The 11,937-nt window shown below is 69.8% G+C and carries 9 protein-coding genes and 1 tRNA gene; 4 read left to right on the forward strand and 6 right to left on the reverse strand.

Going from position 1 to position 11,937, the window contains the following annotated elements; all coding sequences use genetic code 11:
* Window positions 1-4: 4 nt before the first annotated feature.
* The 3 genes from BLR46_RS10515 to BLR46_RS10525 are packed head-to-tail and all read left to right on the forward strand — an operon-like array spanning window position 5 to window position 4,519.
* Window positions 5-1,048 (forward strand): YlbL family protein, encoded by a 1,044-nt coding sequence (locus tag BLR46_RS10515; RefSeq protein ID WP_093251796.1) that lies wholly within the window; start codon window positions 5-7, stop codon window positions 1,046-1,048.
* Entirely contained in the window at window positions 1,041-1,556 is a 516-nt protein-coding gene (locus BLR46_RS10520) for a PPA1309 family protein (RefSeq protein WP_245701647.1), read from the forward strand. The genes BLR46_RS10515 and BLR46_RS10520 overlap by 8 nt, the downstream gene beginning before the upstream one ends.
* Window positions 1,553-4,519, forward strand: a complete 2,967-nt coding sequence (locus BLR46_RS10525; protein ID WP_093251799.1) for a UPF0182 family membrane protein — start codon at window positions 1,553-1,555, stop codon at window positions 4,517-4,519. The genes BLR46_RS10520 and BLR46_RS10525 overlap by 4 nt, the downstream gene beginning before the upstream one ends.
* On the opposite strand, the gene BLR46_RS10530 is transcribed toward BLR46_RS10525, so the two are convergent.
* The 4 genes from BLR46_RS10530 to BLR46_RS15295 are packed head-to-tail and all read right to left on the reverse strand — an operon-like array spanning window position 4,516 to window position 9,206.
* A complete protein-coding gene (locus BLR46_RS10530; protein WP_093251800.1) occupies window positions 4,516-5,820 on the reverse strand; it encodes a M16 family metallopeptidase in 1,305 nt (434 codons plus the stop codon). The genes BLR46_RS10525 and BLR46_RS10530 overlap by 4 nt on opposite strands.
* Window positions 5,817-7,076, reverse strand: coding sequence for a M16 family metallopeptidase (locus tag BLR46_RS10535; protein ID WP_093251802.1), 1,260 nt, complete (start codon window positions 7,074-7,076; stop codon window positions 5,817-5,819). The genes BLR46_RS10530 and BLR46_RS10535 overlap by 4 nt, the downstream gene beginning before the upstream one ends.
* Window positions 7,077-7,086: 10 nt before the next feature.
* Window positions 7,087-8,139 carry an acetylxylan esterase gene (locus BLR46_RS10540; protein WP_218118428.1) on the reverse strand — a complete coding sequence of 351 codons (1,053 nt, stop codon included), beginning with the start codon at window positions 8,137-8,139 and terminating at the stop codon, window positions 7,087-7,089.
* On the reverse strand, window positions 8,136-9,206 hold the full coding sequence (locus BLR46_RS15295; protein ID WP_218118429.1) for an acyltransferase family protein: 1,071 nt from the start codon (window positions 9,204-9,206) through the stop codon (window positions 8,136-8,138). The genes BLR46_RS10540 and BLR46_RS15295 overlap by 4 nt, the downstream gene beginning before the upstream one ends.
* A gap of 118 nt (window positions 9,207-9,324) precedes the next feature.
* On the opposite strand from BLR46_RS15295, the gene BLR46_RS10550 reads away from it, so the two are divergent.
* Complete coding sequence (locus BLR46_RS10550; protein ID WP_093251935.1) at window positions 9,325-10,293, forward strand: squalene cyclase; 969 nt, start codon at window positions 9,325-9,327, stop codon at window positions 10,291-10,293.
* 58 nt (window positions 10,294-10,351) lie between these two features.
* Here BLR46_RS10550 and BLR46_RS10555 read toward each other — a convergent pair.
* Both BLR46_RS10555 and BLR46_RS10560 read right to left on the reverse strand, forming a co-directional pair.
* Window positions 10,352-10,425 (reverse strand) — tRNA-Met (locus BLR46_RS10555).
* A gap of 93 nt (window positions 10,426-10,518) precedes the next feature.
* The coding region (locus tag BLR46_RS10560; protein WP_218118430.1) for a DUF222 domain-containing protein at window positions 10,519-11,937 on the reverse strand (1,419 nt) is incomplete at its 5' end.

Consider the following 11,937-nt stretch of genomic DNA (forward strand, 5'->3'; position numbering starts at 1 on the left):
GACGGTGAACCGCAATGCCGTGGCCATCTCGTCCTCGGTGCTCTTCGTCATACTCGCCGCGATCCTGGTGCTCACGCCCGTGCCGTATGTCACGTGGCGGCCGGGGACGCCGGTCAACGTGCTCGCGTCCACCGACTCCGGTCCCATCATCCAGGTGAGCGGGGCGCCCACGTACGAGACGTCGGGGGAGTTGCTCCTCACGGTCGTGTCCACCTCCAAGGTGACTTCCAACGTCAGCCTCCCGGAAGCGATGATGGTCTACTTCGCGGAGGACTCCGACGCGATGCCCCGCGACCTCATCTACCCGCCCGGGAAGTCCGGCGAGGAGGTGTCCGCCGAGGCGGTCGCCTCCATGGACACCTCCCGCACCAACGCGATCGTCGCCGCCCTTCGTGCGGCCGGGATCTCGGTCACCGAGCGGCCCATGGTCTCCAGCGTGGTGATGTCCGGCCCGGCGGGCGGCCGGCTCGAGCCGGGCGACCTGGTGCTCGCCGTGAACGAGCAGCCGGTGACCACCACCGTCGAGGTCGCCCGCCTGGTCGGTTCCTCCCAGGTGGGGGGCCCGGTCACGTTCGAGGTCTCTCGCGACGGTGCACCCCAGACCGTCTCCGTCACCACGGCGCCCTCCTCGCAGGACTCGTCGCGCGCGATGGTCGGCATCGGCCTCGGGATCGGTTACGAGTACAGCCCGCGCGTCTCGTACGGGCTCAGCGACGACATCGTCGGGCCGAGCGCCGGACTGGTGTTCGCGCTCGGCATCTACGACCGCCTCACCGAGAACCCGCTCATGGGCGACGAGGTGGTCGCCGGGACGGGCGAGATCGACCCCAGCGGGCAGGTGCGGCCCATCGGCGGCGTCCGCCAGAAGATCAAGGGCGCCGAGGCGGCGGGAGCGTCCGTCTTCCTGCTGCCGCTGGACAACTGCGAGGCCGTCGCCGACCTCAAGACCGGCGTTCGCCTGGTGCCCGTGGCCACGCTGCGCGACGCGATCGCGGCACTGCAATTCCTTGATGAAGGTAACGAAGCGGAGGTTCCCACCTGTGACTGATCCCACACGACTCATCGCGGCGTTGACGGACGTCGAACGCCACGTCGCGACGCTGGGCTGGGACCAACCCGCCCGGCTGTTCGCGCTCGTCACCACGAAGGACCTGCTGGAGCGCGAGCCGCAACTCGTCGGCCGGGTCCCCCAGGGTGCCGACGACGCGATGAGCGCAGTCGAACAGGACGAGTTCACCGCCACCGACAACGTGTTCCAGCGCCTCAGCGAGATCTACTTCCCTGAGACGGTCGAGGGTGTGGCACTCGCGCTCGAGCGCACCGTGCTCCCGTCGCAGTACGAGAACGAGGTGCCCGCGGGCGACGAGGCGGCCTCGGACTTCGTCCGCAAGCACCCGAAGAAGGTCGACGTCCGCATCGTCGTCGGCGTCACGCGCGACGGTGCCCGGCACGGCGTGGCGCGGCTGAAGTCCGACCCTGACGAACTGCTCGGCTCCGAGGACCTCGTCCCCGGGCTCGCCGACGCGCTGTTCGAGACGCTGAGGAGCGAACCATGAGCGAGACGATCCGTTCCCTCGACGACCAGGGTCGCCGCAACCCGCTGCTGTGGATGATCGGCATCGTCGCCGTCCTCCTCGTGGTCGTGGTGGTGGTGTCCCGCCTCGTCACCGACTTCTGGTGGTTCGACAGCGTCCACTTCGAGACGGTCTTCACCACGCGACTCGTGACGCAGGTACTCCTGTTCGTCGTGTTCGGGCTCGTCATGGGAGGCGCGCTGTTCGCGTCCCTCGAGATCGCGTACCGGCTGCGGCCCAAGGTGCGACGGGCGAACCTCGACTCCGAGTTCCTCATCCAGGCCCGCGACGTGCTCGACGCCCGCTCCCGGACCCTGATGCTGGTGCCGTCCGCCATCATCGGCCTGATGGCGGGGATGAGCGCCGTCTCGGCCACCGACACCTTCCTGGCCTTCTGGCGCGGCACGACGTTCGGCACCCGCGATCCGTACTACAACCTCGACGCGTCGTTCTACGTCTTCGACCTGCCCTGGTGGCGGTTCGTCGTCGGCTTCCTGCTGACGACGCTCGTCATCTCGGCGATCGGCGCGCTCGTCGTGCACTTCATGACCGGTTCGCTGACCGTCAAGGCGCTCACGCGCACCGGCAACACCCGGGAGTCCCGCGGAGCCCACCGCCAGATGTCCATCCTGCTCGGCCTCATCCTCCTGGTCCTTGCCATCAGCACCTTCCTCGGCCGCTACGGGTTCCTCTCCTCGGACAACTCCCTGTTCACCGGTGTCGCCTACACCGACGCGACGGCGCGCATGCCGGCCCAGACCATCCTCGCGGGCATCATCGCCCTCGTGGCGCTGGTCGCGTTCTACAACGCGTGGAGGATCCGCTGGGCGGTGCCGGGCGTGTCGATCGCCCTGCTGCTGGTGTCGTCGCTGCTCATCACCGGGCCTTACCCCTGGCTCATCCAGGAGTTCCAGGTGCTGCCCAACGAGCCCGACAAGGAGCGCCCGTACATCGGACGCCACGTCGAGGCCACCAGGGCGGCGTTCGGGATCGACGAGGTGGAGATCACCGACTACGAGGCCACCACGGAAGCCTCGGCGGGACAGCTCCGCGCGGACGCCGAGGCGCTGCCCGCGATCCGACTGATCGACCCGGCCGTCGTCGGGCGGACGTTCGAACAGTTGCAGCAGGTCCGCGGGTACTACCGCTTCCCGCAGACCCTGGACGTGGACCGTTACGAGATCGACGGCCGCAGCACGGACGCCGTCGTGGCCCTGCGCGAGCTCGACTTCGAGTCCGCCAACGCCGAGGTCACGTGGAACAACCAGCGCACCGTCTACACCCACGGCTACGGCATCGTCGGCGCGTACGGCAACCAGCGCCACAGCAACGGCGAGCCGGTGTTCTTCTCCGGCGGCATCCCCACCGTCGGCGTCCTGCCCGAGCACGAGCCGCGCATCTACTTCGGCGAGCGGACCACCGACTACATCGTCGTCGGCGCCCCGGAGGGCCAGGAGCCCGTCGAGCTCGACACCCCGACCGGCGGTGAGGGCCGCACCGAGTCGCGCTACACCTACACCGGCCAGGGCGGTGTGCCGATCGGCGACCTCCTGCCCAGGGCCGCCTTCGCGGTCCGGTTCGGCGACATCAACCTGATGCTGTCGGATCGGGTCAACGAGGAGTCGAAGCTCATCCACAACCGCGTCCCGCTGGAGCGGGTCCAGGAGGTGGCCCCGTGGCTCACGCTCGACTCCGACCCGTACCCGAGCGTGGTCGACGGGAAGATCGTCTGGATCATCGACGCGTACACCACCACCGACGAGTTCCCGAACTCGCAGAGCATCGACTACACGTCGGCCATCTCGGACTCGCGGACACGGACCGGGGTCCTGACCCAGCCCGGCCGCGAGGTGAACTACATCCGCAACTCCGTGAAGGCCACGGTCGACGCCTACGACGGCACGGTGACCCTCTACGAGTGGGACGAGGAGGACCCGATCCTCCAGACCTGGTCGAACGTCTACCCGGGCACGGTGACCCCGAAGGAGGACATCCCGGCCTCGCTGCTGGAGCACCTGCGCTACCCCTCGGACCTGTTCAAGGCCCAGCGGGAGGTCCTCGGCCGCTACCACACCACCAACTCCGACACCTGGTACCAGGAGTCGGACATCTGGGCGGTGCCCAACGACCCGGTCCGCGGCGGCGAGACCGAGCAGAAGGAGCCCCCGTACTACCTGACGATCCGCTGGCCCCGCGACACCACGCCGCACTACGCGAACACCACGATCTTCGTCCCCAGGGGCCGCGAGAACCTGTCGGTGTACATGTCGGCCAACGCCGACGCCACCAGCGACGACTACGGTCGCCTGCGGGTGCTGAAGCTGTCCGACGAGGAGCAGATCCCTGGCCCGGGGCAGGCGTACAACGCGATCCGCACCAACGAGACGGTGGCCGACCGGCTGCTGCCGTTCAACCGGGAGGGCTCCGACACGCAGGCGATCTTCGGCAACCTGCTCACCCTGCCCCTCGGTGGGGGCCTGCTGTACGTGCAGCCGATCTACACGATGACGAGCAGCACCACGGGTGGTTACCCGGCGCTGCGGTTCGTCGTCGTGCGCTTTGGCGAGAACGTCGGCATCGGCGACACACTGCAGGCAGCGCTCGACCAGGTGTTCCAGGGCGATGCGGGCGCTGACACGGGTGAGGTCATCGAGGGCGAGTCGCCCGAGGCCGAGGAGACCCCGGGCAGCGGCGAGACGCCGGCGCCCGGCGAGAGCCCGTCCCCGCAGCCGTCGCAGAGCCCGAGCGGCGCCGTCGAGACCCCGTCGCCCACCGCGTCCCCGTCCACCCAGGACGAGCGCGTGCGGGCCCTGCTCGACGAGGCCCAGGACCTCTACGAGGAGGCCGAGGCGGCGCTCCGCAACGGCGACCTGGCCACCTATCAGGACCGCCAGGAGGAGGCGCAGGAGCGCATCGAGGCGGCCATCCAGGAACTGGACGGCTAGGCCAACTCCACCACGGTCGGGTCGAAGCCCTGCAGCTGCTGCTGCAGGGCTTCGGCGTTCCCTGCCACTGCGATGACGAGGTCGTCGACGTGGACGAGCTCTCGCCAGGTCTCCGTGGCCTGCTCGACCGTGACCTCGCGCAGCGCGTCGGTGTGTTCGTTGACGAACGACGTGTCGAGCCCGGCCTCTGCCAGCACGGCGGCCTGTCCTGCGATGTCGGAGGAGGTCTCGTTCGCCAGGGGGGCGACGCCGATGCGGTACGCCTTCGCGTCCTCCAATTCGTCGCCGGTGAAGGGCTCCCTCAGGCGAAGGCCGTCGAGGATGCGCGCGAGTGCGTCGCCGGCGACCTCGGTGCGGGTGTTGGTGCTCACCTGCGCGACGCTCGCGAGCGCGTCGGGGACGAAGCCGCCGTTCACGCCGTAGGTGTAGCCGAGCCGTTCGCGGAGCTCGAGGTTGAGCCGGCTGGCGAAGCCGCCCGCCATGATGTGCCCGGCGAGGCGGGCCGGCGCCCAACGGGGGTCGGTGCGGGGGATGCTGCGGACGGCGAGGTTGATGGTCGCTTGGACGGCGTCCGGCACGTCGACGATCAGCACCCGGCCGGGGCCCGTGGCCGGCTCGGTGCGTGCGGCCCGTTCGGCGTGCCCGGTCCACTCCTCGAGCGGCGACAGGTCGAGGTCGGGGATCTCTCCCACGACGATGAGCGTCGCCCCGTTCGGGGCGTAGTGCTGCCCGTGCCAAGCGACGACGTCGCTCCGGGTCAGGCGTTCGAGCGTCTCCGGTGATCCCGCGAGCGGGCGGCCGTGGCGCTGGTCCAGCCCGTAGAGGCCGGCGCGCAGGGCCCACCGGGCGGCGGAGGCCGGGGAGCTGCGCCGGGTGCGGTAGGCGGCCACCTGCGCCTCCACGTGCAGGGCGACGTCCTCCTCCAGGTAGCCGGGCTCGCGCAGCACCTCCGTGAACAGGGGGAGCACCTCACCGAGCCGGCGTGACGGTGCCGCGCCGCCGAGGCGGGTGGCCATCAGGTGGGCGCTGGCGTGCAGCGCGGCGCCACTCAGGTCGAGCAGCTCGGCGATGTCTGGGTGCGAGAGGGTCGACTCGTCGATCCCGTGCAGCGCGACGGTCCCCACGCCCTCCAACTCCCGGGGCTCCATCGTCAGCGAGGCGGGCACGACGAGCTCGAACGCAGCGACGTGCTGGCCGGCCACGGGGAAGTGCCAGACGGTGAGCCCGTTGCGCAGGTGGTGGATCTCGGGCTCAGGGAAGCGCCAGGGCGAGGCGGTCAGTTCGACGGTGGGGCGATTCATGCGGGATCTCCGGCCAGGTAGTGGAGTTGGTGCGCGTCGTCCGGGCGGAGCCAGCGGAGGGCAGCGGCGTGGACGTCTGCGGGGGTGAGGGCGAGCACCTCGTCGAGGTGCGTGTTCACGCGGCCCGGATCGCCGTGGAGCAGCCACGCCTCGTTCATCAGGTCGGCGCGCTCCTCGGCGGTCGACAGCTGGGAGAGCCAGCCCCGCTCGTACTGCGCGACGGCTCGCGCGAACTCGCGCTCGTCGGGGCCCTCGTCCAGGAACCGGGCGAGCACGTCCTGCATCCCGGCCGCGACGCGCCGCGTGTCGACGCCTTCCGCGGGCCGCGCCGTGAGCGTCGCCAGCGAGGGCGCCATGTGGTTCGTCAGCATCATGGCGTGCGCCTCCTGCGCGACGCGATCGTCCTTCACCAGTTGCCGGTGGAGCCGGGAGGCGTGCCCGTCGGCGAGGACGCTGAGCGCCAGGTCGAGGGCGGGCAGGTCGTCGGCCGCCGCGGGCGTGGACGCCCACGACAGGTAGGCCACGGAGTACGGCACGTTGCGAGTGACCGTGGTGGTCGTCGGCGGACGGAGCGGCTCGGGGGAGTGGATTCTGGGCGGACGTTCGGGAAGCAGCGGCAGGTGCCCGAAGTAACGCTCGGCGAGGGCGAAACCCTCCTCCGCGTGCACCGGGCCGGCCAGCACGAGGGTGGCGTTCGAGGCGCGGTACCAGCGCGACCAGAACTCCGCCACGTCGTCGAGCGTGGCGGCGTCCAGGTCGGCCATCGATCCGATGGGCAGGTGGCCGTAGGGGTGCGACTCCGGGAAGTGCTGCGCCACGATCAGCTCGAGCAGGTCACCGTAGGGCTGGTTGTCGTACCGCTCGCGCTTCTCCTCCTTGACCACCTGGCGCTGGGCCTCGAAGTTGCTGGGCGTGATCGCCAGCGACCCCATGCGGTCGGCCTCGAGCCAGAGGGCGAGCTCGAGGGCGCCGCGCGGCACGGTCTCGAAGTAGTTGGTGCGGTCCGACGAGGTCGTGGCGTTGACCGTACCGCCCGCGGCCTCGATGAGGGCCATGTGTTCGCCCGATGCGACGTTCGCCGAGCCCTGGAACATCAGGTGCTCGAACAGGTGCGCGAAGCCGGTCTTCCCGGGGGCCTCGTCGACGGCCCCGACCCCGTACCAGAGGTTGACCGCCACCCCCGGCGACGGTGCCTCGGCCACCGCCACCTTGAGTCCGTTGGCGAGCTCGGTGGTGGTCAGTGGGAAATTCTGCATGCGGGAGATGCTAGTGCAGCCAGCGTCGCAGCAGTTCGACGCGCGACCGGTCCTGCGCCTGCTGGCCGGGGAAGTCCGTGTGGGCGGCGTCCTGCACGACGAGCTGCTTCTCGCCTGCCAGCCCGTGGTAGACCGCGAACTGGCCGGGTGGCGGGACGGAGGGGTCCCAAAGGGCCGCGCAGACGATGGTGGGCGTCGTCACGCGGCGGGCGGCGGTCATGGCGTCGAAGTAGGCAAGCACGTGGAGGATCGACGGGTCGGTCGCCAGCCGGCGGCGCAGTCCGGCGCCGCTGCCGATGCTGGGGAACCGCAGGCGCAGCGGATGGTGGCCGAAGGTCGGCACGTGGAGCGCTGCCCGTCGGTAGCGCCCGTGCACCAGCGCCAGCGCCCCGATACCGCCGCCGAAGCTCGGCCCGTAGTAGGCGTGCTCGGCCGCGCCGGTGAGGTTGTCCAGTTCGGCCGATGCACGCCAGACGTCCGCCACGCAGCCGCGCAGGACGTAGCCCTCCCGGGACTCGATGCCGTGCAGCACGTGTTCGGCTCCGGCGGCGGGAATGTCGGGGCGGAGCGAGAGCGCGCCGAGGCCACGGAGGCAGGGGAGGATGACTGCGTCGTCGGGTTCGACGAGCTCCTCCTCGAAGTCGGGGGAGTAGCGCCCGCCATAGCCGTGGGCGAACGTGAGGTTGCGTCGCGCGCTGCCCGAACGGGGAAGGAGCACCCAACACCCGATCACGTTGCCACCGATGGACGTGAACGTCCCGGTCTGCACGGTGTGGGTCTCACGGAGCCGCCCGGGGGCGGGGTCGGGGGCCGCGAGGCGCAGGGACGGCGGGCCGGCGTCCGCCTCCGCTGCCGTCGCCGCCCAGAATGCGTCGAAGTCTGCCGGCTCGGGCGGCGGGGCGGGTCGATCGAGGAGGGAAGCGAGGTCGTAGCCGTACGTGGCGTCACCGGGTAGCAAGCCATCGCACGCCTCATTCGCCGGCCAACCGCCGATGAGCCCTCGGGTGTGCCAGTCCGCCAGTGGCGGAGTGGTCGAGCCGAGCACGATCGGGGAGCGCGTCACTGGATCCTGCCGAAGCCGGTGGGGCGGTTCACCCTGGGCGGCGCCAGCACGGAGCCGTGCAGTGACACGGGCTCGGGGTCGGGTCGCGCCCAGAGCCAGCGCCGCTTGCGGGTGAGTTTCCAGACAGCGATCGCCAGCACGATCGAGGTGGCCCAGAGCAGCGGGGTGAGGACGAGGCCCGTCCATTCGGGCGCCTCCTCGAGGAATCGCAGCGTGAGGCCCAGCTGGAATTCGAGGAGCAGCCAGTGGGTCACGTAGACCGGCAGCGAGCGCTTGCCGATGGAGAGCAACGGCCCCGACAGCCGCTGCGATCGCGCGACGAAGGCCGAGATCAGGAAGAGCGAGGGAACGGCGACGAAGAAGCGCAGCCCGGGCACCGGCGGCTCGGTGAACACCAGGAGCATCCACGCGGTGACGAACGCCAGCAGGTGCCACGCCTTCGCCTTCGGAACCCAGGCGCGGATGAACCCGTTCGCACGCGCGCCGATGAGGAACGCGAACAGGTAGTGGGTGAAGCCGATGGTGCCGACGGTGCTGATGACCGCCGGCCAGTGCAGCCACCCGGCCTGCGTGCCGATGTAGCCGAGGAACGCGATGCCCACGGGGATCCAAGCGGGCCACTTGCGCGTCGCCCACCAGATGAGCGAGAAGAGCGGCAGGGCCATGAGGTACCACAGCGGGGTGTCGATGCGAAGGATGTGTTGGACGGGCCCGCTGCGGGTCAGGCCGAGGACCCGGTCCTCGAGGTGGCGCACGACAAGGCCATCCACGACGAAGTAGACCGTGGCCCAGACGAAGTACAGGTAGACGAAGCCGGACAGCTTGCCCTTGACGAACGCGCGCCAGCCCCGGGTCTTCCAGCGGTAGAGGAAGAAGCCCGAGATCATGAAGAACGCAGGCATGCGGACGCTGGCGAACGTGGAGCCGATCCACTGCCAGACGGGGTGGACGGGAAGCCCCACCATGTCGATGAGATGGCGGGAGTGGTCGAGCACGACGAGCGCGATGGCGATGCCCTTGGCGACGTCGATCCAGACCTCACGTGGTCTGGATTGCTTCGTACTCATCGCCGCACAGCCTAACAATCGATTCGACCGCCAATGATAGGCCGCCTTGCACCGACGGGGCGACTGCTGAGACGCGCACGCCTTCCTCTCGGATGGTTCGCTCACTAGCATTGGCGATATGTCCGACGCAGTCGTGCAATGGCTCATGCATCCCGTGCGTTCGGACCCGTCCATCCGCTGGCAGGTGATGCGGGACCTGTTGGAGGCCCCAGAGATCGAGTGGCAGAAGGAGCGAGCGCGCGTCGCCACCGAGGGCTGGGGAGCCCGGCTTCTCGCTGTCGCTGATGCTGAGGGCGGCTGGGCCGGCGGGGCGCACTTTCCGGCTGATTACGTGTGGGGCGGCACGGAGAAGGGCCAACCATGGACGGCCACCTCCCACGTGCTCACGTTGCTGCGCGAGTTCGGGCTCCCGCCGTCGGCGTTGGAGCAGCGAGTGGCGTCCATCCGCAGGACTGTGCGCTGGGAACACGCGGGCCAGCCTTACTGGGAGGGCGAGGTTGAACCCTGCATCAACGGGTCGCTCGTGGCCAACGGGGCATACTTCGGCGTGGACGTGGGGCCCGTCGTCGAGCGTCTGATCGGCGAGCGGTTGGACGATGGCGGCTGGAACTGCGAGGCGGAACGCGGATCGGTGCGTTCCTCCTTCGACACGACCATCGCCGTTCTCGAGGGCCTACTGGCGTACGAGGCCGCGACGGGTGGGACGCCCGCATCCCGGGAGGCGCGCCGCGCCGGGGAGGAGTACCTGCTGGTGCGGCACCTGTTCCGTCGGCTCAGCACGGGGGAGCCGGCCGACGAGAAGTACCTGTCGTTGCTGCATCCGAACCGCTGGCACTACGACGTGCTCCGGGGCCTCGATCACTTCCGGGCGGCCTCGCTGCTCACTGGCCAGGCGCCGGATCCGCGGATGAGCGAAGCGGCGGAGCACGTCCGTCGGCGCCGATTGGAGGACGGACGCTGGCCGTTGGACCGGAACCCAGAGGGCCGCGACTGGCTCGATATCGACGCAGGACCCGGTAAGCCCTCTCGGTGGATCACCCTGCGCGCGTTGCGCGTCCTCAACTGGTGGGATCGCGCACAACACTGAAGACCCCAGAAAAGCACGTGGCCCTGACAGCATTTCTGCTTGTCAGGGCCACTTTTCGTAGCGGGGACAGGATTTGAACCTGTGACCTCTGGGTTATGAGCCCAGCGAGCTACCGAGCTGCTCCACCCCGCGGTGCTTGAATTACATTACCGGGGTTCCTTCGGAAAACCAAATCGAGGGTTTGGCCAACGAGGGCGTGCTCCTACGTCACCCAGCTTACGCGGGTCAGGCGGCCGCGTTGGTGAGGGTGTGTTGGGCGATGAGCCAGGCGATGAGTTCGGGTTGGATTGGCCGACTCGAGGTGGGGTCGCTGGGTGGTGGATCTTCCCAGGGATCCGGCTCTGGTTCGATGAAGCAGGGCGAGGGCCGCGGTGGTGGAGCGCTGATGCGGGTGGTGCCGGTGGCGGTGACGAGGTATTCGTACCCTGCGGGGGAGCGCCAGTGGAACACGCCCGGCTCGGGCTGCGTCAACTGCCAACCACCATGGGTTTTCGCGCGGTGGCTGCGTCGTGAAAGGGGGCCGAGGTTCTGCATCCCGGTCTGGCCGCGGGTGTGGCCGTCGAAGCGGTAGGGCTCGGTGTGGTCCAGGTCGCAGGCGCGGGCCTGGCGGGTGCCGTAGGGGAACACGTCGACCGGGTTCCGCACCTGGAGCGCGAGCCGCATCGCCGCCGACGGCTCATACCCATCCAACGCAGAGAGACCCGCGGGGTCGAGGACGGGCCGGACGGTGACCGTGGAGCCGGTGAGGAACTCGGGGAGGTGCTGGGTGAGGATGGTGCCCCACCGCTCGATGCGGGCGGCGCCGGTGCCGTGGGTCAAATCGTTGGCGTCGACGTGGACGATCAGCTCGACCGGCAGGGCGTCTTGGCCGAAGGCTTGGCGGGCGAGGATGCCGGCGGCGGTGGCGCGACGCTGGTCGTGCCGATAATTGGCTTTGTGGCCGTCGGTGGCGTCTTCGAGCCATTCGGGCAGTTCGGGGGCGGGCAGCGTGGCCGCGATCGCATCCAACGCCTCATCGAGCGCGATCCCGTCTTCGGCGGCGAGCCGGCCGTTGAGGGTGCAGTGCCCGTCCTCGATCCTGCCGATGTGCACGCCGCGGGACTGGCGGGCGCTCGCGGCTTTGGTGGCGGCGTGGGCGGGGTCGGCGTCGATGATCCACGCAGGGAGGTGGTGCATGACCCGCGTCCAGGGCCACAGCTGCAGCGCGTGGGCGGTGCGGCGGTCGATCACCGCGACGGCTTCGGCGGAGAGTTCGCTGCAGGCTTGGACGATCTTCGCGGCCTGCCAGAACCAGACGGTGCCGGCCAGGAACGCCTCCCACAACGCCGGGTGCCGGTGGCGGAGGTCCAACACCTGCCCGAGCTGCCAGAGCGCGGACTCCGGGGAGACGCCGAGCAGGCCGGCAAGTTCGTGGGCGAGGAACTCCCCCACCAGTGGGGTGCCGTCGGAGCCGGCTTGGATCTCTTGTTCGGTGACGGCCCAGATGGCGTCCCGGTCGACCTCGTAGAGTTCGGCGGCGCGCAGGAGGGCGATCTTCTCCGCCACCTCGGCCGCGCGGCGGTGTTCGTGTGCGTGCGCGACTGCGGCGAACGCGTCTGCGCTGGTCATCGGCACCATCTCGAACATGTGAACAATTCTACGGGC

This window comes from Tessaracoccus oleiagri (assembly GCF_900103275.1).
GTDB classification, from domain to species: domain Bacteria; phylum Actinomycetota; class Actinomycetes; order Propionibacteriales; family Propionibacteriaceae; genus Arachnia; species Arachnia oleiagri.